Origin of the sequence: Streptomyces sp. NPDC006385 (assembly GCF_040612485.1) — a bacterium.
GTDB lineage: Bacteria > Actinomycetota > Actinomycetes > Streptomycetales > Streptomycetaceae > Streptomyces.
Genome location: NZ_JBEXQG010000107.1, coordinates 1 through 22570 on the forward strand (window position 1 = coordinate 1; position 22570 = coordinate 22570).

General features: G+C 68.1%; 22 protein-coding genes and 1 pseudogene. 3 read left to right on the forward strand and 20 right to left on the reverse strand.

All coding sequences use genetic code 11. From position 1 onward, the window contains the following. From ABZ078_RS41245 to ABZ078_RS41290, 10 genes are all read right to left on the reverse strand, one after another. On the reverse strand, positions 1-248 hold a 248-nt coding region (locus ABZ078_RS41245), incomplete at its 3' end, for a tryptophan 2,3-dioxygenase family protein (protein WP_356583672.1). Between the two features lie 152 nt (positions 249-400). Further along, the gene (locus tag ABZ078_RS41250) at positions 401-814 is read right to left on the reverse strand and encodes a DUF3151 domain-containing protein (RefSeq protein WP_356583673.1); all 414 of its coding nucleotides are present in this window, start codon (positions 812-814) and stop codon (positions 401-403) included. 778 nt (positions 815-1592) lie between these two features. After that, the gene (locus tag ABZ078_RS41255) at positions 1593-3089 is read right to left on the reverse strand and encodes an MFS transporter (RefSeq protein WP_356583674.1); all 1497 of its coding nucleotides are present in this window, start codon (positions 3087-3089) and stop codon (positions 1593-1595) included. A 75-nt stretch (positions 3090-3164) separates the two neighbouring features. Then, the gene (gene fbaA, locus ABZ078_RS41260; RefSeq protein ID WP_356583675.1) at positions 3165-4196 is read right to left on the reverse strand and encodes a class II fructose-bisphosphate aldolase; all 1032 of its coding nucleotides are present in this window, start codon (positions 4194-4196) and stop codon (positions 3165-3167) included. A 148-nt stretch (positions 4197-4344) separates the two neighbouring features. Then, positions 4345-4893 (reverse strand): orotate phosphoribosyltransferase, encoded by a 549-nt coding sequence (pyrE, locus tag ABZ078_RS41265; RefSeq protein ID WP_356583676.1) that lies wholly within the window; start codon positions 4891-4893, stop codon positions 4345-4347. 10 nt (positions 4894-4903) lie between these two features. Then, entirely contained in the window at positions 4904-5701 is a 798-nt protein-coding gene (locus ABZ078_RS41270; protein WP_356583677.1) for an aldose 1-epimerase, read from the reverse strand. Between the two features lie 187 nt (positions 5702-5888). After that, the gene (locus ABZ078_RS41275; RefSeq protein WP_356583678.1) at positions 5889-6800 is read right to left on the reverse strand and encodes an SRPBCC domain-containing protein; all 912 of its coding nucleotides are present in this window, start codon (positions 6798-6800) and stop codon (positions 5889-5891) included. 93 nt (positions 6801-6893) lie between these two features. Next, positions 6894-8534, reverse strand: coding sequence for a polyamine aminopropyltransferase (locus ABZ078_RS41280; protein WP_356583679.1), 1641 nt, complete (start codon positions 8532-8534; stop codon positions 6894-6896). A gap of 71 nt (positions 8535-8605) precedes the next feature. Then, the gene (locus tag ABZ078_RS41285; RefSeq protein ID WP_356583680.1) at positions 8606-9190 is read right to left on the reverse strand and encodes a DUF2617 family protein; all 585 of its coding nucleotides are present in this window, start codon (positions 9188-9190) and stop codon (positions 8606-8608) included. A 393-nt stretch (positions 9191-9583) separates the two neighbouring features. Further along, positions 9584-9841, reverse strand: a complete 258-nt coding sequence (locus ABZ078_RS41290) for a hypothetical protein (RefSeq protein WP_356583681.1) — start codon at positions 9839-9841, stop codon at positions 9584-9586. Between the two features lie 140 nt (positions 9842-9981). Between ABZ078_RS41290 and ABZ078_RS41295 the strand changes: the two genes are divergently transcribed. Beyond that, a complete protein-coding gene (locus ABZ078_RS41295; protein WP_356583682.1) occupies positions 9982-11190 on the forward strand; it encodes a pyridoxal phosphate-dependent aminotransferase in 1209 nt (402 codons plus the stop codon). Positions 11191-11264: 74 nt separating this feature from the next. Here the strand turns inward: ABZ078_RS41295 and ABZ078_RS41300 are convergent, their stop codons facing one another. From ABZ078_RS41300 to ABZ078_RS41310, 3 genes are all read right to left on the reverse strand, one after another. Then, positions 11265-12446, reverse strand: a complete 1182-nt coding sequence (locus ABZ078_RS41300; protein WP_356583683.1) for a methyltransferase domain-containing protein — start codon at positions 12444-12446, stop codon at positions 11265-11267. Positions 12447-12450: 4 nt separating this feature from the next. Beyond that, positions 12451-12582, reverse strand: coding sequence for a hypothetical protein (locus ABZ078_RS41305; RefSeq protein ID WP_310872062.1), 132 nt, complete (start codon positions 12580-12582; stop codon positions 12451-12453). Between the two features lie 150 nt (positions 12583-12732). Next, the gene (locus ABZ078_RS41310; protein WP_356583684.1) at positions 12733-13014 is read right to left on the reverse strand and encodes a hypothetical protein; all 282 of its coding nucleotides are present in this window, start codon (positions 13012-13014) and stop codon (positions 12733-12735) included. 471 nt (positions 13015-13485) lie between these two features. Between ABZ078_RS41310 and ABZ078_RS41315 the strand changes: the two are divergent. Together ABZ078_RS41315 and ABZ078_RS41320 are read left to right on the forward strand one after the other, a co-directional pair. Further along, positions 13486-13683, forward strand: a pseudogene (locus ABZ078_RS41315) (helix-turn-helix transcriptional regulator); the annotation flags it as partial. Positions 13684-13806: 123 nt separating this feature from the next. After that, positions 13807-14697 (forward strand): hypothetical protein, encoded by an 891-nt coding sequence (locus ABZ078_RS41320; RefSeq protein ID WP_356583692.1) that lies wholly within the window; start codon positions 13807-13809, stop codon positions 14695-14697. An 810-nt stretch (positions 14698-15507) separates the two neighbouring features. Here the strand turns inward: ABZ078_RS41320 and ABZ078_RS41325 are convergent. From ABZ078_RS41325 to ABZ078_RS41355, 7 genes are all read right to left on the reverse strand, one after another. Next, the gene (locus tag ABZ078_RS41325; protein WP_356583685.1) at positions 15508-15930 is read right to left on the reverse strand and encodes a hypothetical protein; all 423 of its coding nucleotides are present in this window, start codon (positions 15928-15930) and stop codon (positions 15508-15510) included. Further along, positions 15927-16286: a hypothetical protein gene (locus tag ABZ078_RS41330; protein WP_356583686.1), complete on the reverse strand. Its 360-nt coding sequence runs from the start codon at positions 16284-16286 to the stop codon at positions 15927-15929. The genes ABZ078_RS41325 and ABZ078_RS41330 overlap by 4 nt, the downstream gene beginning before the upstream one ends. Before the next feature lie 577 nt (positions 16287-16863). Further along, positions 16864-17751, reverse strand: a complete 888-nt coding sequence (locus ABZ078_RS41335; protein ID WP_356583687.1) for a hypothetical protein — start codon at positions 17749-17751, stop codon at positions 16864-16866. 441 nt (positions 17752-18192) lie between these two features. Continuing rightward, positions 18193-18606 carry a DUF2116 family Zn-ribbon domain-containing protein gene (locus tag ABZ078_RS41340; protein ID WP_356583688.1) on the reverse strand — a complete coding sequence of 138 codons (414 nt, stop codon included), beginning with the start codon at positions 18604-18606 and terminating at the stop codon, positions 18193-18195. 615 nt (positions 18607-19221) lie between these two features. Beyond that, complete coding sequence (locus ABZ078_RS41345) at positions 19222-19404, reverse strand: hypothetical protein (protein WP_356583689.1); 183 nt, start codon at positions 19402-19404, stop codon at positions 19222-19224. 427 nt (positions 19405-19831) lie between these two features. Beyond that, entirely contained in the window at positions 19832-21487 is a 1656-nt protein-coding gene (locus ABZ078_RS41350; protein ID WP_356583690.1) for a recombinase family protein, read from the reverse strand. A 219-nt stretch (positions 21488-21706) separates the two neighbouring features. Beyond that, entirely contained in the window at positions 21707-22261 is a 555-nt protein-coding gene (locus ABZ078_RS41355; RefSeq protein WP_356583691.1) for a Uma2 family endonuclease, read from the reverse strand. Between the last annotated feature and the right edge of the window lie 309 nt (positions 22262-22570).

Below are 22570 nucleotides of genomic sequence, written 5' to 3' on the forward strand. Positions count from 1 at the left end.
CAGACGAAGTACCCGCGTACGTCCACGCCCGCCTCGACCGCCCGGTGCAGGAACAGCTCCATGACCTGGGTCGTGACCAGGAAGACCATCTCTCCGGGATCGTCGGAGAGGGTGTGCTGGAGGTGGGTGAGCACGTCCGCCTTGACGTAGTCCTCGTACGGTGTCGTGCCCGCGAAGTCGAGATTCGGGGTCTCGGGCTCCTGAGTCTCCGCGGAGATATCCGTGGGCTTGTGAGCCTGCTGGGACATCGCTGTCTCCTGTGTAACTCCGGGTAGCGGTCCGCCCTGCCGTTATCGGCAAAGGGGCCCCGGTCCCCACCCGGCATACTCCGGGATCTCCCCCTGACCTCGCAAGGCCCGCCCTGGTCACACCGCCCGGGCGGGCCACCATGACGGTCCGGCTAGCCCAGCGTCTGGGCCGCCGTCGGCGAGGAGTCCTTCAGGAACTGCGTGCAGCGCTCGTACTCCTCCTGCTCGCCGATCGCGCCCGCGGCGCGGGCGAGGGCGTGCAGGGCGCGCAGGAAGCCGCGGTTCGGCTCGTGCTCCCAGGGGACCGGGCCGTGGCCCTTCCAGCCGCTGCGCCGCAGCGAGTCCAGGCCGCGGTGGTAGCCCGTACGGGCATAGGCGTACGACTCCACGACGCTGCCCCGCTCGAACGCCTCGTCGGCCAGCTGGGCCCAGGCCAGCGAGGAGGTCGGGTACTTCGCGGCGACGTCCGCGGGGGCGGTGCCGCCGGCGAGCAGCTCGCGGGGCTCGGGGTCGTCGGGGAGGTGGGTCGGGGGCGGGCCCCCGAGGAGGTTTTCGTGAATGGCCATGCGTTCAAGTGTGGGCCATCACCACGCCCGGCGGGCACTCTGTCCCGCCCGGCCATCCCCCAAGGCGTCCCGGCGCCCTACCCCTCCTGGCCCCCGACAGCCACGCCCCGCTCCGCGCCGCCTCCAGAGGGCGGGCCACGATCACCCCGTGTGACGACAGCCCTGCGGCAAAGCCCCCACTGCCGCGAAAACCACCCCGCCCCGGCCACCACAACACGCCCCGTGGGCCGCGGTCATGCCGGTCTACGCCCCCTCGGCTCGCCCCCCACCACCCCACGACGCCCCGAACGCCCCACCCCTCCGACCCGACCACCCCATCCCCCGACAGCCATGACCTGCCCCACGCCCCCTCAGCCACGGGCCGTGACCACCCCGGACAGCGGCAGCCCCGCCGCCGAACCACTACCGTCGCAAAAACCTCCGCCCCAACCACCAACACGCACTGCGGGCCACAGCCACGACGGTGTACACCCTCACCCCCGACCCCACCCCACCACCCCACGACGCCCCGAACGCCCTCCCGCACCGACCCGACCACCCCCTCCGCCCCGGCACCCCATCCGCCGACAGCCGCGACCTGCTCCGCGCCCCCCTCGGGCAGGACCGTGATCACCCCGGGCGACGGCGACCCGGCGGCAAAGCCCCCACCGCCGTGAAAACCACCCCGACGCGACCACCACCACGCCCCGTGGGCCGTAGCGATGGCGGGGCACGTCCCCGACTCGCCACCCCCGCCACCCCCGCCACCCCACGACGCCCGAACGCCCTACCCCTACCCCTACCCCTCCGCCCCAGCCTCCTCCCCCTCCACCGACACCCGCGCCCTCCCGCGCACCCCCTCCAACGGCGGGGCCGTGATCGCCCCGTGGTGGCGGCACTCCGGGCGGCGGCAGTCCGGTGGGAGGGGCCGTACCGTCGCGAGGGCCACCCCGGCCCCGAGGACCAGCAGTCCCGCACAGATCAGCATCGCCCGCCCGAACGCCTCGTCGAAGGCCCCGGCCGAGCGGTACGCCTCCTCCCCCATCCCGGCGAGCAGGGGCAGCGCGGCCACCGCGACCAGGCCCGCCGCCCGGGCCGCCGCGTTGTTGATGCCGCTGGCCAGGCCCGCGCGGGCGGTGTTCACGGAGGCCAGGACCGTGGCGGTGAGCGGGGCGACCAGGGTGACCATGCCGAGGCCGAGGACCAGCAGGGCGGGGAGGACGTCGACGGCGTACGAGGCGTCCGGGCCGACCCGCAGCATCAGCAGCAGTCCGGCCGCGCACAGCAGCGGCCCGACCGTCAGCGGGATGCGTGGGCCGATCCGGTCGGCGAGGGCGCCGGAGCGGGCCGAGAACAGCAGCATCAGGGCGGTCGTCGGCAGCAACGCCGTACCGGCGCCGAGGGCGGAGTAGCCGACGACGACCTGGAGCTGGAGGGCGGCGAGGAAGAAGAAGCCGCCGAAGGCCGCGTAGACGCAGAGCGTGACCAGGTTGACCGCGGTGAACTGGCGGGACGAGAAGATGTCGAGCGGCATCATCGGGTCCGGGCGGCGCCTCTCGACGTAGACGAAGGCGATCCCCGCGGCCACGCCCGCCACCGCGGTGAGGGGCACGACCAGCGAGCCCTCCTGGGCCTCGATCAGCGCGTACGTCACCAGGGCGAGGGACAGGGCGCCGAGGGCCGCGCCGAGCACGTCGAAGCGGCCGTGCCTGCCGCCGTCCCCCGACTCGGGGACATGGCGGACGGCGACGGGGACGCACAGCAGGGCCAGGGGGACGTTGAGCAGGAACACCCACCGCCAGCCCGGCCCGTCCACCAGCCAGCCGCCCAGGAACGGGCCGACGGCGGCGCCGATGCCTCCGAACCCCGACCACAGGCCGACCGCCCGCGCCCGGTCGTCGGGATGGAAGGACGCCTGGATGAGGGCCAGCGAACCCGGCGTGAGCAGCGCCCCGCCGATGCCCTGCAAGGCACGGGCGGCGATGAGCACCCCGGCGTTCGGCGCGATGCCGCACAGCAGCGAGGCGACGGCGAACCAGACGACCCCGACGACGAAGACCCTGCGCCGCCCGTACCGGTCCCCGAGCGAACCGCCCAGCAGGATCAGCCCGGCCAGCGTGAGCATGTACGCGTTGACCGTCCACTGGAGCGCCGCGAGGTCGGCGTCGAGGTCGCGGCCGATGCGCGGGAGGGCGACGTTGACGACGGTCGAGTCCAGCATCGCCATGCCGGAGCCGAGGACGGTGGTGAGCAGGATCCACTTGCCCTGCGGTGAGGCCAACCGGACATCGGGCATGCCCCAGGTATACAGCGGGCCCGGCGCCGTAGACAGGCGCCGGGCCCGGACGCTCCCCGAGGAAGCCGAGAGGAACTACTTGATCTTCGTCCCCGTGGAGCGCAGGTGCGAGCACGCCTCCGTCACCCGCGCGGCCATGCTCGCCTCGGCGAGCTTGCCCCAGGTCCGCGGGTCATAGGTCTTCTTCGAGCCGACCTCGCCGTCGACCTTGAGCACGCCGTCGTAGTTCTTGAACATGTGGTCGGCGACCGGACGCGTGAAGGCGTACTGCGTGTCGGTGTCGATGTTCATCTTGACGACGCCGTTGTCCAGCGCGGTCGCGATCTCCTCGGCGGTGGAGCCGGAGCCGCCGTGGAAGACGAAGTCGAAGGGGCCAGGAGACGCGGCCTTGCCGTACTTGGCGGCGACGCCCTCGTTGAGCTCCTTCAGCAGCTCCGGACGCAGGACGACGTTGCCCGGCTTGTACACGCCGTGGACGTTGCCGAAGGACGCGGCGAGCAGGTAGCGCCCCTTCTCACCGAGGCCGAGGGCCTCCGCCGTACGGATCGCGTCGTCGACCGTCGTGTACAGGGAGTCGTTGATCTCGTGGGAGACGCCGTCCTCCTCGCCGCCGGTCGGGGTGATCTCGACCTCAAGGATGATCTTGGCGGCGCGGGCGCGCTCCAGCAGCTCCTGCGCGATGGACAGGTTGTCGGCCAGGGTCTCGGCCGAGCCGTCCCACATGTGCGACTGGAACAGCGGGTTCTCGCCGCGGGCGACGCGCTCCTCCGACACCGCGAGCAGCGGACGTACGTACCCGTCGAGCTTGTCCTTCGGGCAGTGGTCCGTGTGCAGGGCGACGGTGATGTCGTACTTCTTGGCGACGATGTGCGCGAACTCGGCCAGGGCGACGGCGCCGGTGACCATGTCCTTGCTGTGCTGACCGCCCAGGAACTCGGCGCCACCAGTCGAGATCTGGATGATGCCGTCGCTCTCCGCCTCCGCGAAACCGCGCAGGGCCGCGTGCAGGGTCTGGGAGGAGGTCACGTTGATGGCCGGGTAGGCGAACTTGCCTGCCTTCGCCCGGTCGAGCATCTCGTTGTAGACCTCGGGGGTTGCGATGGGCATCTGTCCGCTCCTTGAGTGTGCGGGTTGACGTACAGCGTTACTGCGCTGCTCTGCGCTTTTCTTACGGCCCTGACCTAGACCTTGGGGGGTGTGTGACGTCGTCGTCGGCCCCATCTTTCCAGACGAACCGGGATGCTCCGAGCGTCCGTCAGTCCAGACCGAGCTCGTCCTTGGAGTACGCGAACAGGTACGGCACCCCGGCCCCCTCCTGGATCTTCTCGGCGGCGCCGGTGGCCCGGTCGACGATCGTCGCGACGGCGACGACCTCGGCGCCCGCCTCGCGCACGGCCTCGACGGCGGCGAGCGGGGAGCCACCGGTGGTGGAGGTGTCCTCGACGACGACCACCCGCCGTCCGGCGATGTCCGGCCCCTCGACCCGGCGCTGCAGCCCGTGCGCCTTGGCGGCCTTGCGTACGACGAAGGCGTCCAGCCTCTTCCCGCGCGCGGCGGCGGCGTGCAGCATGGCGGCGGCGACGGGGTCGGCACCCATGGTGAGCCCGCCCACCGCGTCGAACTCCAGCTCCGCGGTGAGGTCGAGCAGCACCTGCCCGACCAGCGGGGCCGCCTCCCCGTCGAGGGTGACGCGCCGAAGATCGACGTAGTAGTCGGCTTCGAGACCCGACGACAGGGTCACCTTGCCGTGCACCACGGCCTTGTCCTTGATCTGCTGCAGCAGCTCGCCGCGTACGTCTGTCATGCCGCCCAGCTTAGAGGCGCCGCCAGCTCCAGACGGTCGTGGCCTCCAGCGGCTCCAGGGGCGTGACCAGGCGGGGCATGGTGTTCAGCCCGTTGGGCGGCCCGGTCTGCGGTTCGACGCACACGGCGGCCTCCTGCTCGTCGTACACGACGACCCACTCCGCACGGCTGCTGACCTTCAGCTCCAGCTGCCCCGGCCAGGTGAGGGTGACGTCGACCCCGCCGGGCATGCCGAAGCAGTCGTCCCAGGGCCCGGGCTTCGGCTCGATCCGGTTGCCGGTCGGCAGATGATCCTCGCCGCGCTCCTCCTGCCAGGCGGGGCTGAAGTCGAGGCGGACGTCCTGGGCGCCGTCGCCGCCGAGGTTCCGGTTGAACCAGGGGTGCCAGCCGATCTGGGCCGGGAAGGAGGTCTCGTACGTCTCGACGGACATGGTGAGGGTGAGGCTGTCCGGGGTGAGCCCGACGACCTGGGTCACACGGCCGGCGTAGGGCCAGGGCTCGACCAGGTCGTACGTGATGACCGCCTCGTCGCCGGTGACCCGCGCGACGCTCCAGGCGCCGTCCCGGGCGGTGCCGTGGATGGCGTGCGGCGGGGCGTTGAGCGGCATCTGCCGGACGACGGCACCGTCCAGGAACCGGCCGTCCCGGATCCGCCCGCACCAGGGGACCATCGGGAAACACCCGAACCGCTCCCCCTGCCGCAGCAACTCCCTCCCCCCGACACGCAGCCCACCGACCCGCCCGCCGTTCCCCGGCAGCACGTCCACCTCCGCGTCGCCCGCGGTCAGCGTGATGTCTTCGTCACTCACGGGACGACCCTACTGGGACGATCAAGCCCCCAGAAGACCACGCCCCTTGGCCCCGGCCTGCACCATCCAGCCCGTCCGGCGTTTGAGGACGAGGCCCGTTCAGGGCCGAAAGCGGGGGTCTGGGGGCCGCAGGCCCCCAAGTAGGGGCGGCGGGAGCGAGAAGAACCCCGCTCAACGCCGCCGCGGGTCAACGCCTCCGCCGCAACAACCGCCCCACCACGATCGCCGACGCCACCACCACCGCGGCCGCCGGCGCGGCCCACCGCAACGCGGAACTCGGCGCGACGGTCTGCGGCGCGGGCACCGGCGCATACCGCCCCCGCGGCGGCGCGTGATCCACTTCCTCCGCACTACGCCCGATCATCGTCCGCCGCGCATGAGCCGCCTCGGCGACGGCAGGCTCGGCCACGCCCCCCGCGTCATCGTCCGCCGCGTCCCCCTTGGCACCGTCCTCGGCCCCCTCGGCCCCGTCCACCTCATCGGCCACATCAGCCGCCGGATCGAGCGACGACGGCGGAACCTCTGCGTCGAAGACGGACGACTCCGGCCCAGGCCCAGGCCCAGGCACCGCGGCATCATCAGCATCCGGCGTCGTCTCGAAGTCACTGGTGACCCGAGTCTCGAACTCCCCGGGAGCCAACTCCTCCAGCCCTTCCCCGGCGTCGGACTCCGTCTCCCCCGCCACCGCTCCCAACTGCTCCCCGAAACGGTTCAGCAGCCGCGCCACGGCCGATCCCACCGCCTCCGCCGCGAACTCCGAGACCCGTCCGTCCGCCGAAGCGGACCCCTCGAACCGCACCGTGGAGCCGCCCTCGGCCTCCCCCACCCGCACCGTCAGCGCGAGTTTCACGGAGCCGGTGCCGCGCGCCTCGGTCGCGTCGCCCTCGACGGCGTACGAACCGTCCTCACGCGCGGAGACACGCACAGCGCCCCGATAGGTGATGGTGTGACCGCCGACCCGTACCTTCAGCCGCCCGGCGACGGGCTCGGCACCCGCGTCCTGCTGGAGCCCGGGGACCGCCCGGGCGACCCGGACGGGGTCGGCCAGCACCGCCCTGAGCCGCTCGGCCTCAACCGGAACGAACACCTCATGCTCCATGCTGAGCGAGCCTACCCAGCATGGCGTGAACCGCACCCGTACATCCGAGGATTCTCACCCGACACCGCGACGCCGGAGGTACCCTCCGGCACCTCAGTACCGCGGATGCACCAGCGTCGACGCCGCCAGCCCCCCGACCCGCGTCCCCTCCGCCGCCCCCGCGTCCGCCGAAAGCTCCTCCTGCGTCAACGTCCCGACCCGCGGCGCCCCCTCCCCCGCCCGGAGCCGCAGCGCCGGCCGTTCACCCGGCCCCGCCAGGATGAACCCCCAGTCGTGCGGCGCTCGCGTCGGCCCAGCCGAGCGGTCGGGGCCCGGCGCGAAGCCGGAGTCTCGGCCCGTCACCCGGTACGGGGCGGTGCGCAGGCCCGCCGCCCGGAGTGTCGTGTCGACCGTCCAGAAGACGCGGGGGCGGGCGGAGACCGGCCCGGCGTGCACCGCGAGGCGGCCGTGCGGGGTCAGGGCGCGGCGGACGAGGCCGTAGAACTCCTGTGAGTACAGCTTCGCGCTGGCCGTGATGCCCGGGTCGGGCAGGTCCGAGATCACGACGTCGTACGTCGCCGGTGCTCCCCGCAGCCGGCTGAAGGCGTCGCCCGTCATGACGTGGACGCGGGAGTCGTCGTACGCATGGCCGTTGAGCTCGGACAGCGGAGGGTCCCGGCGGGCCAGCCGCACCACGCCGGCGTCGACTTCCACGACGTCGACCCGGTGCACGCCGGGGTGGCGCAGCACCTCGCGCGCGGCCAGTCCGTCCCCGCCGCCGAGGATCAGCACGCGGCTGTGCTCGCCGCTCATCGCGGGGTGGACCAGCGCCTCGTGGTAGCGGCGCTCGTCGCGGCCGCTGACCCTCAGGCGACCGTCGAGGAAGAGGTCGAGGGGGCGGCCGTGCGTGCCGCCGGTGATGACGACCTCCTGGAGTTCGGTGTGGAGCGCCACGCGCACGTCCCGTCCGTACACCGCGTGCCGCGCCGCCCGTTCGAAGTCGTCGACGAGTACGGCGGCCGAGGCGAGGAGGCCGAGCACGGTGAGGTTGGCGACGACCAGCAGCCAGCGGGCGCGGCGGGTGAGGTCGCCCCGGAACAGGCCGAGGACGAGCGCGCCGCCGACGACGGCGTTGACGGCGCCGGTGATCAGGGCCGCGGTCAACTGGCCGAGCAGGGGCAGGAGGAGGAACGGGAAGGCGAGGCCGCCGACGAGCGCGCCGACGTAGTCCGCGGCGAACAGGTCGGCCACCGCGCCGCCCGCGTCCTGCCGCCGGATGCGCTGGATCAGCTCCATCAGCAGCGGTACTTCGGCGCCGATCAGCAGGCCGATGGTGAGGGAGAAGGCGACGAGGAGGCCGCGGGGTCCGTTGGCCCACATCCCGCCCCAGGCGCCGGTCCACGCGAAGACGGCGTACAGGGCGAGCGCGCTGCATCCGCCGACGAGGGCGAGTACGGCCTCGATGGCGCCGAAGCCGGCCGCGGCGAGCGGACGCAGGCGCTTCGCGACGAGGGAGCCGATGCCCATCGCGAAGACCATGACGGACAGGACGACGGACGCCTGGGTGACCGAGTCACCGATCAAGTACGAGGCGAGCGCGACGAGTTGGAGTTCGTACACGAGTCCGCAGGCGGCGCAGACGAAGACGCCCGCGAGGACCAGGAACCGCCCGGTGCCCGGCCGGACCGGAAGCCGCGCACAGCCGCCCCGGTGCGCCGTTGTGCCGGGTGGGGCGGGGGCGTGCGGTTCGATCACGCTGCCGACGGTACGTTACGCCTGCGGCACGCTTCGTCACCCACACGTGTGTTGTTGAGGCGGGGGACGTTTCAAAGGTCGGACGGGCCGAGATCGTCTGGTCCGGCGCCGAGCGGTGACCGCCGCTTCCGCCGCCCGGAACCGGACGCCGGCACCCGCACTCCGACCTTCGTCCGCGTGGCCACCAACTGCCCGTCCTGCGGGTACGCGTGCCACGTCCGCCAGTGGACCTGCCCCTCGTGGTGCTGGGCCAGCATCGCGGTGAAGGCGTGCGGGCTGCCGGGGAACACGCCGGCGAGGCCGTGCGGGTGGTCGGCGACCAGGGCCAGCAACTCCTGGGCGCGGCCCGCGAACTGACCCGGCGACAGGATCTCCACCCGGGCCGCGAACTCGTACTCCCAGTCGTCCGCCCGCTTGGCCACGCCGAGCGGCAGCGGGGTGCTGCTGCCGGGCATGCAGGCCACCGTCTCCGAGCAGTCGCCCCGCTCCTCCTCCAGGAGCACCTGGTGGGACGCGCCGAGCAGTCGCAACTGAAGCTTCGCGCCGGTCAGTTCGAGGTCCAGCGTGGCCAGCGCGGGCAGCGGCTCCCGCCCCAGGGCCCAGGCGAGGTCGGCCGCGCGCGTGTCGGAATAGGCGGTGTTCAGGGTCGTGAGCATGGATCGGCTCCGCAAGCACACAAAGAAAGGGAGGTGTCGGTCTCCGGCGTTTCCCGGCCGGCACCGGGAGATCGGCCCGGTCAGCCCAGTCGGCCGGTCAGAAGGGTGTCCGCGGGACGTCCGAGGGGCTGCGTTGGTGATTTCAGGGAATCATGAACTGTGGCGCCACCACAGCGTTTTTACCCAAGTTCGTGGGGTTTCCATCCCTCAGAGGGCTTATCAGCTCACCTGTTCAACTCCGGCGTACGCCGATCCGGCCGGAGCGTGCGCCGGAGCGCACCCGCTCCCTCCGCAAGCCGTACGACGGAAACAGCGGAGCGGGGCCGGCCCCAGGTACCGGCCCCGCTCCGTCCGGATGCGGTTCCCCCTGCTCGGGAGCTCAGCTGCCCCGTGTCAGCTGCCTCCGCCACCGCATCCGCCCCCGCCCCCGCCGCCTCCGCAGGACGACCCGCCTCCGCAGGACGAGCCGCCCCCGCAGGAGGAGGAGCCGCTGTCTCCGCCGCCGGCCCACCAGCTGCCGCCGCTGTCGTGCGAGCGCCCCCCACGGCTGCTGTGCGAGCGGTGGGCCGGACGTCCACCGCTGCGCGCGACGGACACGAAGATCACCACGAACACCACTGCGACCAGCGCCACGACGATGCCTGTACCCATGGCGTCAGCCTCCTTCCGTTCCCCCGAAGCGGACCGAGGCGTCCCCCCGTGGGCGCCTCCCGCTCGGTGCGTGGCAGGGAGATGCCCGGCCGGCTCACGGCGCAAAGCAGAGTTGAGGAACTCCAGAGCTTGGGCGCAGGATGACCGCCATGACCTCCACCACCCGCCCCTTGCTCAACCGCCGGCTCGCCGAGTTCGGGACGACGATCTTCGCCGAGATGTCCGCGCTGGCCCTGCGGACCGGCTCCATCAACCTCGGTCAGGGCTTCCCCGACACCGACGGCCCCGAGGAGGTCCGTGAGGCGGCCGTACGGGCCCTGCGGGAGGGGCGCGGCAACCAGTACCCGCCGGGCCCGGGCATCCCCGAGCTGCGTACGGCGATCGCCGCGCACCAGGAGCGGCGCTACCGCCTGTCGTACGACCCCGACACCGAGGTCCTGGTCACCGCGGGCGCCACCGAGGCCATCGCGGCGGCGCTGCTGGCGCTGCTGGAGCCGGGCGACGAGGTGATCGCCCTGGAGCCGTACTACGACTCGTACGCGGCCTGCATCGCGATGGCGGGCGGGACGCGCGTGCCGGTGACGCTGCGCCCGCATGTCGACGAGGGCGGCGCGAGCTTCCGGCTCGACCTCGACGAGCTGCGCGCCGCCGTCAGCGACCGCACCCGGCTGCTGCTGATCAACACCCCGCACAACCCGACCGGCACGGTCCTCACCCGTGCGGAGCTGGCCGCGATCGCCGAGCTGGCCGTCGAGCGGGACCTGCTGGTCGTGACGGACGAGGTGTACGAGCACCTGGTCTTCGACGACGCCGAGCACCTGCCGCTCGCCACGTTCCCGGGGATGCGCGAGCGGACGGTGACCATCGGGTCGGCGGGCAAGACGTTCTCCTTCACGGGCTGGAAGGTCGGCTGGGTCACGGCGCCCCGGGAGCTCGTCTCGGCCGTCCGCTCGGCCAAGCAGTTCCTGACGTACGTCGCCTCTGGGCCCTTCCAGTACGCCGTGGCCGAGGCCCTGCACCTGCCCGACTCATACTTCGCGGACTTCCGCGCGGACATGCTGGCCAAGCGGAACCTGCTCGCGGGCGGCCTGGAGCGGGCGGGCTTCAAGGTCTTCCGCCCGGCCGGCACGTACTTCATCACCACCGACATCCGGCCCCTCGGTGAGAGCGACGGTTTCGCCTTCTGCCGCACCCTGCCCGAACGCTGCGGGGTGGTGGCGATCCCGAACGCCGTCTTCTACGACCACCGCGAGGCGGGCGCGCCGTTCGTGCGGTTCGCGTTCTGCAAGCGTACCGTTAAGTTGCGCGAAGCAATCGATAGGCTGTCTGGCCTGCGCAAACGCATGTAACAACAGCTTCGGCCCCGCACATGCGCCGGGGGAGGACGCACGGACGGGGCCGCTCGCTGGCCGCTGACAGGTTGTTACGACCCACCGACGACGGGCACGGGGTTGTCTGGCCGGTCGAGCCACACGCGCTCGCCGTCGCCGTCCACGGTGAGACCGAACCGCTCGAATCCGGGCCGCCCTTGGTCGTCCCACCACTGGTAGGCGAACACCACCTCATCCCAGAGATTCCGGGGGCCGGATTGGTAGACCTCGAATTCCTCGCGGCTCGGCTCGTAATCGACCGTTGCCCACGACGTGACAGCGGTGTCCCGGAGCCACAGCGTGTAAGAGCCATCGTCGTAGGTCTCGGCCCACGGGAAAGCCTCGGGAACCTGAACGCCGATTGCGAACATGACGGGCCAGTCCCCCACCGCTTCCGGGGAAAGGCTGGTCATGCTGCGCCGTCCGTCCGCTGGCCACTTCCGGCCCCCGAGGTATTCGCGGACGTGCTTCCGTGCGGTGCGCTGATCGCGTAGCCGCATGAATGCCGACGAACCCACGAACCACCCGGTAGCCGATTCGTCGTCGGCCACAGCGAGACGGGCCACCGCTTCCCCTCCGTAAGTCGGCCCCCACGGCGCAACGATGATCCCGCCCGGTTTCGTCTGTGCCACCCATTGCCGGGGAACACGACCGATTGACGCCGTGGCAATTACGCGGTCGTACGGGGCACCCTCGGCGTATCCCTCGGCCCCGTCCCCGACTATCGAGACGGGATCGAATCCGGCGTCATTCAGCCGCTTACGCGCATCCCGCGCGCTGGACTCGTCTACCTCAACGGTGAACACATTCTCAGCGCCGACCCGGTGAGACAGCAGCGCGGCATTCCAGCCGGTACCGGTGCCGATCTCCAACACCCGCTGTCCGGCCTCGACGTTCAGCGCGTCCAGCATCGAGAAAACCATGGTGGGCATGGAATTGGAGCTTGACGGGATCTTGCCTTTTCCGGGCCCGGTGTACGTTCCGTCATCCCATTGCGTCGTGATCGGCGCGTCACGGTAAACGGCCGTCCACCACGTATCGGGTTCCTCGCTGCGGATTACTCGGTCATCCTGCCGATTCATGCCAGCGCGACCGGGCCAGATCACGTCAGGTACGAACAGATGCCGGGGCACCGCGTTGAACGCGGGCAACCAATCGCTTTTGAGTGCGCCCTTTTCCATGAGCGCGGAGGCGAGCCCCTGGGGACCCGCCTCCTTTTCGCTGTTTGTGCTCATCGGCTTACTTGCCGTCCGCCGGGCCCTGACCGTCGTTCGTGTTGCCGCCCTCGTCCGACCCGCCGCCGCCGTGCTTGTTCCCGCTGTCGCTGTCGTCCTGCCCGCCGTCGGCCATCGTGAGCCACCATGCACGCATTTCTGTACCTCCCACATTTTCAGCGGACCGACACGCTGTTACGCATCGGCAGTATTGCCCGCCCCTGCCGGAAATCGAATGGAAGACGGGGGAGCCTCCAATTCTCATGCGTCAGCAGGGGCGGAGTTTATAGGCGACCGGTCAGCGCGGTCACTGCCACTCTCCCGGTACGAAGCGATAGGCACGGCCGATTACCTCGGTGTAGGCCAGGTGGCCGGGGTTGGCCTTGAGGTGGCCGGTAGCCCACTCGGAGCCATCGGCTTGGTTCTCGCTGCTGTCGCTGCTCTCGCCACAGTGCTTGCACTGCATGGCAAAGGCGGTGGGGTCAAGCTCCGGAGCCGGGGTCAGCGTGTGCTCACGGAACCGGTACGTTGCGCGGACCATCACGCCCCCTTCCGGTCGGCGCAGCGACGACAGCCGGGCACCGAGCACGGAGGGAGGGCACCGGCCGGAAACGCGATCACGCCGGACCGCGCATCTCGGGTGCCGTCGTACTCCTCCCACCAAGGGGCCTGTACGACGTTCTCAGCCTCTCCGGGAGCGTCCCGCAGGCTGACTAGCTCCGGAGCCGGTAAGGCCGTCAGACGGGCGTTCAGACGCTTTGCAGGGGCGCTCACTTGGGGCACTCCGCGTGTTCGTACCGGTCGGCACTCGGGGTACCTGACGCACGCTCATTGGCCACCCTGCGGCACGACTCCAGCGACGCAAACGGCCGCTTGCACTTCCGGCACTTTTCGCCGGGCGGGGCGTACGTCGTGTACTCGCGCTGTCTTGCGTCCGTGTCGGTCTGCGTCTGACTCGCCATCGTCGCCGTCCCCTCGGTTCGGTCCGGAAGATCATCACTCCGGGGCGGAGTCCGGACTAGCGGCCACGTGTAGGCCAACTGTCGGCCAGACTGGACCCATGGGGAGCAGCGTCGGGGCCAACATCAGACGAGAGCGTGAACGCCTCGGGTGGAGTCAGGCACGCCTAGCGCGGGAGGTCTGCCGGGCCGCTGGAGTCCAGGGCGAACCGGTCGGCCGCCAAGAGGTCAGTCGGTGGGAGACGGGACGCCGCACGCCCCGTGAATGGCTCCCATTCATCGCTGCGGCCCTCGGGGTTCCCGTCGAAGTGCTCACAGCGCCCGTGACACCCGCAGAGCCGCCCTTGCCGACGCTGGCCGACTTCCTACCCGCCGACGACCCGCTAGAGCCTCTGAGTGTCCGTACAGGGGGCCGTATCGGCATGGGGCAGGTGGACGACTTGCAGCAGCGGGTGCACGGCCTACGGCTGGCCGATGACTTCCTAGCCGGTGGCGATCTCATGCGGCCCGCGCTGCGAGAGCTTCGCAAGAGTGTTCGAATGTATCGAGAGCACAGTTACTCTGATCTAACGGGCCGTCAGCTTCTTATCCAGATAGGCGAGTTGGCGCAGATTGCGGGATGGATTGCGTCCGACGCTGGCAAGCACGAGGAAGCGGAGCGCATCTACCGGCTCGGTCTCAGCGCAGCGACGCAGGCAGAGGACCGGACGCTAGCCGGGAACCTCGCCGGATCGCTGGCCTATCAACTCTCCAATACCGGCAGGGAAGTTGAGGGCGCAGACCTTGCCCGCGCCGCTCTCGACGGGGCCGGGCCCGACGCTCCCCCAAAGGCCCGCGCGCTGTACCTCGATCGGGTGGCATGGGCCCACACGAAAGCCGGGGGAACCGAGAATGCACAGCACGCAATGCGCGCCCTCGGGGAAGCCAGCGAGGCACTGACCGAGGACAGCGAGGGAACCGAGTCTCCGGCGTACCTTTACTGGGTCGATTCCGGGGAACTGCAAGTCATGGAATCCCGCGTCTACACCGAATTGCGCCGACCGCTCCGCGCCGTTCCACTGCTGCGTGATGTGCTCGGCCGGTACGACGCGACACACACACGGGAAATGGCGCTCTACCTCTCGTGGCTGGCCGTGGCCTACGCCGACGCGAACGAACCCGAGGAAGCGGCGGCGACTGCGGAACGGGTGCTCACGCTGTCGGCCGACGTAGCCAGCGAGCGGACAGCGGAACGGGTGCGGGTGGTACTGGCCCGGCTCGCTGAGTACGCCGACGTACCCGAGGTGCGGGCCGTTCTCGACTCTGCGGCCTAGGAATCAAAGGCGGCGAAAATCCTTGGGAGCACTGGCCGAACGGTACCCGCTCACCCTTCGCCGGCTCGGATAGCCGCCTTTCTTTCGAAGGTGCCCCGGAAACGCAAGAAACCCCCGACAGCCGGGCGGGGCCATCGGGGGTTCGTAGCACACCTCAACGTTGAAGTGTGGTCATCGGGTACAGCAGTTCCGGGGCCGTCCCTCTCGGGGTGTCGGTCGGCTCGGCAGTAGCCGGGGTGGAGCGGGTAGCCGGATAGGCAGCGAGCGAGGAAAGCGCCATGCCACCTTGCCGGGCGGGGCCGATTCCTCCGAGGGTTCCCAACCATTCGGCCCGAGGACGACACGCGTCGGTTTCATCCTGCCCGCCTGTAAGCCTCGGTTAGCTCGAACACCACCGGCGCGGTTCCGTCATTCAGTCCGAGCGAAAGCAGACCAGCGAACAGAACGGCATCTGTTGCGCTGTCGCGTCCGGGGGCCGCTCCATTCTCATTGAATGCCAGGAAGGCCCGATGCCAGCGAGCACACAGGACATTGCAGTACGGCTTACGTCCTCGGCTTCCCCCTTGCGGCGGGCATTCACGCCCACAACCGGGCCGACGACAAACGCGGCGGGTCGTCATTCTCGTGTTCCTCACAGTCGTCACAAAGAGGGTTGCGGTAGTCCGGGCAATTCAGGTTGGGGGTGAACATGCGCACGCTGCGGAGTCGGCCGCATTCTCGGCATCGCTTCCGCGCGTCATGGACTAGGTCCACCTGTACGAACAGCGGGCCATCGGGCATTCGCGTTCTCCTTGTGGTCATGAGCACACCTCAACGTTGAGGCGTGGTTAGTACGTGCTGACGCTCGGCGCAACGGGCCGACCAACGCAGCGCGGGCAAATGCAGAACCGACGATTCCAGCGGCGGCATACCGAAACCAATCAGCCTCGCCGAATAGAGCGCGGAACGGAAAAGCTCACTACCGGCGAACCCGAGGGACCGGAACCAATCGTCAATCGCGTGATCCCGGTTAACCTCGGCCATCATCACCGCGTGCGCTGTGTCGTTGAAATACGGCGCGGACAGCTCTCGATCCGTAATCCACTCGGCGGCATCCTCGCTGTATAGCTTCGCCGCCTCGGGATGCTCGCTTAGCACGTCAAGCGCAACAGCGGGAGTAGGGGCGGGAAGCGATAGCAAGCGTTCCACGCGGACCGGCAACGGCGCGGCGGCGGCATAACGACGACGGCTCATCCTCGATTCCCCCAACGTGCGCGGGCGGCCTTTCGCGCTGCATCGCTGCGAGCCTTAGACGCTGCGGCCTCGGTCATATCCACGATCTCGGCGTGAGTTTCGCGGGGAAGGTTTAGCGACTTGAGTAGCGCCATAAACGTCTTCCGGTGCTTATCAGCTTGCTCTAGCGCGGGATTGATCTGCGGGCCGTAGCGGCCCTGAACAATCGGGCCGTATTCGGAGACGGCCGATTCCATAAGGGCGAGTTCGTCAAGGATGCGCGCGGCCTGGTCAACGATGCGCGCATGATCGGGGTCAAGGTCGAAAGCGTCCGTAATCTCATTACGGAATGTGTCTGACCTGCGGGTATTGGACATGCCACCTCCTTACGGTGGGTTATGGATTGCTGCACCTGACAGCGATGCGGGCACGCTCGGAGCCGACGGCTATACGCTTGCGGTCCGGAAAGGGGCCGAAAAGGGGTCACCCCCCACCCCTTTCGCCACTCTGAGTGACCCGAGCCGGCCGTTACCTAGCGTTATTTCACAGCGAGGCAAAGCGAATTGCAGCGCTCGCACCGAGGATCACCAAGGATCGGGCGGAGCCTCTCTGTCCCTCCGGTCGATATGTGTTCGCAACCGGGGCCCCCGTGCTTTCGCAGCCTCGGCCTGCGTCTTCCGCGTGTGATGCCAGCGGCAGAGCAATTGCAGATTGTCTAGGGCGTGGTTATCGCCCCTCACAATGTGGTCAACGTCCGAGCCGGATTCCCCGCAGCGCTGGCCGGTGTCGAGTAGGGCGGCCTCACAGCGACCCCCCTCCCGTCGAATCACTCGGGCGCGTATCCGCTCCCAATTGGCCGGTAGTCGCTTACGCCGGTCGCTTGTCTCCCATGCCATGGGAATTCCTCTCGACAGCGGGGCCGGTGTCCGAGTGCCGACCCCGCTTTATGGCTGCCTACTTGAACGAGGAATAGGAACTAAGGCCGGTGTTCACCACACCGCCAGTCTCGGCTAGGTAGTTCTGACGGTCTGGGTAAAGCTTGGCCTTGATCTCCTCGGCCGTCTCAATCGCCTTGGCGTTGATCTCGTCCATAGGCGCAGTCAGGAACTCACCGGAAAGGAACGGGTCTGTCTCGCGCACCTGCCGAGAAATCACATCGACAGCGGATGATAGATCAGCCTGCGCCCACCCCTTATTGCGCAGAACTAGGTAGCCCTGTGCATCCTCGGGGATATCGAGTAGACCGCCCATGGTCAGCGTGTGAAGCGTGTTGTAACGGCTGCGCGTCGCATTGATGACACCAGCCGCAGCACTGAAAGCCTCGGCGGCCCGCTTCCGCTGTGCGTTGAATTCAGCAATGACGGCGGTGCGGTACTCCTCAAGGAATGCGCGATCCTTTAGCAGTGCCTCATATGCTCCCCGTGCCCGGCGTAGTTCGTTGGCCGTCTCCGAAAGCGCCAGCGAGCAACCCTCAAGGGCCGCGTACGCCTCTAGCGACTTGGTGGCTGTTGCTGGTGTCTTGGTGCCCTTTCGCAGCGCGTCAGCGTGCGCCTTGGCGGCATTCGCGCGGATGTCCTCGGCCTCGCTCTCCAGCTCATACCACCGTTCCTCTAGGTCGTAGCAAAGCTGGTCAAGTTCCGCGACCTTTGCCCAACGGTCAGCGGCGATAGCCGGGGCCAAGTCACAATGCCACGGATCGGTGCCGAGAATCTGATATTCCGGCGTCCAAATGTCGTCCGGTCGCGTGGCCTTGTGGACAACGCTTTCCAGCTTCTCAATCCGCTTGGCGGCTGCGTCGGTGTAAGTGACGGCCTTCCGGAAGTCATTGTTGGCTAGTTCCATCTGCGTTCCCTCTCGGATATGCAAAAGGGCCCCCTTACTCGCCAGGTCTCCGTTACAGACCACAGCGGGCAAGGGGGCCCACCGGTGAGCGCTCCGCCGCTTTGTGCGCGCGTGAGGCAACTCAACCGAAGAATTAGGGGGTTGCGGGTAACGGCCGCAGGGGCGGGAGTCGCGCACCACACCTCAACGTTGAAGGGTGGACCGGCCGAAGGAGAGAACGACCGGCCACACGCCGACACGAGGGGAACGCAGACGACCAAACCGCCTGCACACCACGAGGTGAGTTGGTTAAGCGAAATCGCGGAAAAGCGCTGGAATAGCGACCGGCTGACGTGATCCGTTATGGCATTGATACCGAGCCGGCTCGGGGTGCCTAAAAGGGCTCTGCGCCTCTGTGAGAGCCTGTCTCCGCGCCAGTAACCAGAGAGACCGGCTCGGCCCTCAATGGCTCTCAGATGCCCGCTCAGCGGCCTTACGGAGCCGGTATGCCTTTGTGCGGTGCGCCGCACTGCAATACTTGCGCGCTCGGCCGACTCCATCCCACCCGGCGTTGTTCTCGCAGCCGTCCAACTGGCATTCGGCTTCCTCGCGCGCCTTGATTTTCTCGTCCTCAGCGCGAACGGCGCAGTTCGGAGAACAGAAACGCTGACGCGTGTTCTTCGGGTCGAACGGCTCTCCACACTCCTCGCAGTCCTTACCCGCACGCTTGGCCCATAGCTGATCGCTCGTCAGTTGAGACATGCGGAACTGTCGCTGTCGGCACTTGCTAGCGCAGTACCTCTCCTGTCGACCAGACAGCGCGGTACCGCAGACCACGCAGTGACTCTCTTGGGCCTGCCACGCGTAATAGCCCATTTGTGTTCCTCCTCGATAGGGCGGGGAGGCGTGACGTTTCGACGTGCAGATGTGACGGTAGCTCTGTGGCTACTGGACTTCTCTTCTGCTCTCGTACATACCGTCACTTCTACATTTACAATCGTCACACCTAAGAAAGATAAGAAATAAGAGAGAACGGCTCAGCCTTCCCGCTGTACGCGCTTGGCGCGATAGGCCCGCTTCTTGCAAGCCTCCCCGCAGTACATGCGCGGGCGGCCGGTGGTCGGCTGCGTAAGGGCATTCCCGCAGCTCACACACATACCGACAGCCGTTGCTATTGCCTCTGCCCGCAGTGCTAGGGCTATCCGCTGGTGCGTTTCCTCGGCCCCACTGATTCCCTTTCCGACTGATTCCCACAGCACCGACTCAGCGTCGCGCAGGAGAGAAATTAGTTCGTTCTTGGTCATGGTGTTTCGTTCCTTTCGGGACACGAGGTGTGTCCCTAAAGCGTGTTGCGTAGACAAGCATTGATTTCTAAACCGAGTTCAGGGACACGAGGGATTCCCTAAAGGTGGTTGCGGGACATGCCCTGTCCTCGAATGTCCCTAAACTCGGTCATGAAAAACCCCCGTCAGTGAGAGACGGGGGTTTCTCTTAGGCGCACGCCTCGGCTTCCTGGATCAGCAGTAGCAGCCGGGCCGCCTGTAGGTCGTGCCGGTTGGTCTTGGGGCTACGGAATACGCGGACAAGTCGGCCGCGCTTTGTGTCCGTTTCGCTGGCCCATTCGTTCATCCGGGTAACCAGCGTTTCAAGGTCGAGCGTCTGAGTGATCGGCACCGCGTTTCCTCCTCGCTGTTCTCTCCTGGTAGCGGTTCCGAACTCCACGAGGTGTGTGCGTTAAGAGCACACCTCAACGTTGAGGTGTGCCGCATAGGCCAACTCCGGTACCGAAAAGGCGAGTTGAAAAACCGGCCGATCCGAGCCGGCCGCAACCTGTAGTAACTGTGTGTAATTGCTTGGCTACAGGTTTCCATGTGGCTCTCTGACGGCCTGCCAGGGGCCGCCCGGTATCCATGGGCCAGCGAGCGGGAGAGCGACGCTCAGACGGCCATCTGTGGGCCCTGGCAGGGTCGTTGTCGGCATGCGTGCCCAACCCCTCGGCGCTGGCCGGTCCGTGAGAGCGGCTGTGCGGCCGTCTGCGGGCACGAGAAAGGCCCGGCGGGGAAGTTAATCCCACCGGGCCCTGAAAACCTCTCAGCGCTGCCTACGCGGCCAACGCTGCCTCTGCGTTCACCGGCTCGGACTTCGGCAAGTCCACGATGCGCGTGAATCCGGCCCATGCGTAGTGGAACCGCTCGGCAGTCACCTTCGTACGTCCGGCCCCGAACTTCCGTCGTACGCAAACCCCGTCAAGCGCCAGTGCCAGCAACCCGCGCCGCTGTTCCTCGGTCGCTGCCTGCCAAGCCTCTTGGATCTGCTCGGGGTCGGTGAGGAAATCAACGTCGGCCGTCGGCTCGGGCACAGAGCTAAGCGCCTTTTCCGCAAGCCTGACTTTGTCCTCTGCCTCGGCCAACAGACCGGGGAAGTACTCCGCCGCAGGACCGCTGAACTCTCCCCGCTTGTAACGAGCGTCAAGCAGATCACTCAACTCTGCCTTTGCGTTTTCCACGCTTTCGGCAAGTTCCTTTCGCTCGCTCACAGCGTCGGGCCGGTTCGCGGCCAGCCATCGGGTAGCGACCGCCAAAATCAGCGCGTCATCCGGCTCGCTCATTGTGAGCCGATTGACGAACGCGGCGAACACGAATTCATGCGCGTACTTGGCCATGACGGAAGCCGGGGCATCGCACGGCCGTCCACCGCTCGTCTTGTGCGGGCAGTTGTAGGACATGCCGCGCCGAACCATTTTCCGCCCGCACCCAGCGCAGTGCAGCAATCCGGAAAGAAGGTGCTTGGGCAGGCTGCGGACTCCACGCCGGGCCGGGGTGGACTTTTCGCCCATGAGCTTTGTGCGGCCCTTGACCACCTTGCGCGCCCGCATTTGCAGTGCCTCGCTGACCAATGCCTTTCCGACGCTCACCCGGCGCCCTTCCGCATTCCGGTGAATCGGGTCTTCCCGCTCGAACCACTTAGAGGACGGCTGGAGTCCGATGTAAGCGGGATTCTTGACCACCCGATACATGTACTGCGGTGACCACTTGCCACCGCTCGGGCACGGAATGCCTTCAGTGTTAAGTTCCTCCGCCACAGTCGGCGCTGTCGCACCCTCCGCAATCTCGGAAATGATGCGGCGGATTACGTCGGCCTTTGTCGGGCCGTCTGCCTTGCCAGGAATCGCAGGCGAGTTGTCGGGGACTAGCTTGCGATTCTTGGTCTTCTTCAGACCGTAGGGAACACGCGGGGCCAGCCAATAGCCCTGATCCTTCGAGTAGCGCCATGAGTCGGACACGCGGTCTGACAGTTGGTCGCTGAACTCCTTTGCATCCTCGGCACGCCACATGATCATGCGGCGGTCTTTCGGTTCGCTGGTGTCGAGATTGTCAGCGCCGAAGAAGATTCGCCGACCTTCGAGCCGTTCCATGATGGTCAGAACGGCCAGCGCACCGCGACGGCTGAAACGGTCGAGCTTGTACGACCAAAGGCACTTGATTTCTCCGGTCTCCAGCGCGTTAAGGCCAGCGTCGTAACCGGGTCGCTTAACGTCCTTCGAGCCGCTGATTCCGTGGTCTACCCACACGTGGCGCGGTGTGTACCCATTCCACTTGGCCCAACGAATGCCGTCTTCGATCTGCTGGCCTACGCTCAGTTCGGTGTCTCGCTGGCCCTTTCGGGCTACGGACTTCCGAGCGTAGATATCAAGATCCCCGCTCGGGTCAATCGTCTTGAACGGCGTCGTCATCGGCCGGAACGTCGGAACGCTCACGGGACCCCCTTGCATCCGGGTGAAGACCCGGCCTGCGGGGGCGGGATGCCCCTACAGGGAGCGTGGCGCTTGTGGGTCTGACCTCCACGAAGTGAGTGCGTTAAGCGCCGTGCTCATGTCTTCACCGGCTGCAAGCGGACGGAGGTGCTGGAGGAGGCGGCCGCCCGGCTCAAGACGCCGACCGCATGACCAGCCGACCGCCGCACCGGCAGTCCTTCGTCAGCGGGCGTCTGCCTCGGGCTCCGGACGCGGGAGTTCGTCGAGGTCGAGGGTGAAGGTGCGGCCGTCGGCCAGGGGGATGGGGAGCTTGCCCGTGCCGTACTTGTGCGTGTGTGCCGCGATGTACCCCGTGGAGGTCGGCTGGGTGTGGAGGACGACTTCCTGGGCGTACGGGTCCACGACCAGGTAGATCGGGATGCCGTAGCGGCCGTACTTAGCGGTGCAGTCGTCATAGTCCTTGCGCGCGGAGGAGGTCGAGACGACCTCGGAGATCAGCAGGACGTCCTCGAAGCTGTAGCGCTTGCCTTCCTTGCGTGCGTCCTCGCGCAGGATCGCCAGGTCGGGGGCGGAGTTCTCGTCGGCGGGGAAGTCGATGCAGACATCTGAGGTGACCTTCGCGTGACGGCCGAGGGCGAGAGCGGAGTCGATCTGCATCGACCTGATGGTGCTGGAGTGCTCCTCGCTCCGCGGGGTCATGATCACCTTTCCGTCGGCCCCGAACAGGACCGTGTACCCCTTGGGGAACTCGGTGTGCACGATCGCGTCGACGCTCATGGACGGCTCCTTCCCGTGTGCGGTCAGGATACGGCGGACAGCGCGGTATCACCGAGCCCGGCGGTACGGCTGTGGGAGCAGTCCGGACAGGTTCTGGGGCCGTCACGACGTCCCGACCGGCGACAACTGACTTCGGTGGTCCTGCGTGCCTGCGTCGGCATGAGTAGGCGAACGAGGCGTGGAGTACTTCATCACCACCGACATCCGCCCCCTGGGCGAGACGGACGGCTTCGCCTTCTGAAGACCCTGGCAGGCTGAGTACCCCTCGGGCGGGGCGTGGGCGGGTCACCGCGAGGGCGACAGATCGGA

What these genes read in the sequence shown, in the direction of transcription:
- ABZ078_RS41305 (WP_310872062.1), bottom strand. Translation starts at nt 12,582, where the DNA reads ATGCGTGCATGGTGGCTCACGATGGCCGACGGCGGGCAGGACGACAGC.
- pyrE (WP_356583676.1), bottom strand. Translation starts at nt 4,893, where the DNA reads ATGACAGACGTACGCGGCGAGCTGCTGCAGCAGATCAAGGACAAGGCC.
- ABZ078_RS41275 (WP_356583678.1), bottom strand. Translation starts at nt 6,800, where the DNA reads ATGGAGCATGAGGTGTTCGTTCCGGTTGAGGCCGAGCGGCTCAGGGCG.
- ABZ078_RS41295 (WP_356583682.1), top strand. Translation starts at nt 9,982, where the DNA reads ATGACCGCCATGACCTCCACCACCCGCCCCTTGCTCAACCGCCGGCTC.
- ABZ078_RS41285 (WP_356583680.1), bottom strand. Translation starts at nt 9,190, where the DNA reads ATGCTCACGACCCTGAACACCGCCTATTCCGACACGCGCGCGGCCGAC.
- ABZ078_RS41340 (WP_356583688.1), bottom strand. Translation starts at nt 18,606, where the DNA reads ATGGGCTATTACGCGTGGCAGGCCCAAGAGAGTCACTGCGTGGTCTGC.
- ABZ078_RS41325 (WP_356583685.1), bottom strand. Translation starts at nt 15,930, where the DNA reads ATGAGCCGTCGTCGTTATGCCGCCGCCGCGCCGTTGCCGGTCCGCGTG.
- ABZ078_RS41355 (WP_356583691.1), bottom strand. Translation starts at nt 22,261, where the DNA reads ATGAGCGTCGACGCGATCGTGCACACCGAGTTCCCCAAGGGGTACACG.
- ABZ078_RS41250 (WP_356583673.1), bottom strand. Translation starts at nt 814, where the DNA reads ATGGCCATTCACGAAAACCTCCTCGGGGGCCCGCCCCCGACCCACCTC.
- ABZ078_RS41335 (WP_356583687.1), bottom strand. Translation starts at nt 17,751, where the DNA reads ATGGAACTAGCCAACAATGACTTCCGGAAGGCCGTCACTTACACCGAC.
- ABZ078_RS41320 (WP_356583692.1), top strand. Translation starts at nt 13,807, where the DNA reads ATGGGGCAGGTGGACGACTTGCAGCAGCGGGTGCACGGCCTACGGCTG.
- ABZ078_RS41290 (WP_356583681.1), bottom strand. Translation starts at nt 9,841, where the DNA reads ATGGGTACAGGCATCGTCGTGGCGCTGGTCGCAGTGGTGTTCGTGGTG.
- ABZ078_RS41300 (WP_356583683.1), bottom strand. Translation starts at nt 12,446, where the DNA reads ATGAGCACAAACAGCGAAAAGGAGGCGGGTCCCCAGGGGCTCGCCTCC.
- ABZ078_RS41330 (WP_356583686.1), bottom strand. Translation starts at nt 16,286, where the DNA reads ATGTCCAATACCCGCAGGTCAGACACATTCCGTAATGAGATTACGGAC.
- ABZ078_RS41255 (WP_356583674.1), bottom strand. Translation starts at nt 3,089, where the DNA reads ATGCCCGATGTCCGGTTGGCCTCACCGCAGGGCAAGTGGATCCTGCTC.
- fbaA (WP_356583675.1), bottom strand. Translation starts at nt 4,196, where the DNA reads ATGCCCATCGCAACCCCCGAGGTCTACAACGAGATGCTCGACCGGGCG.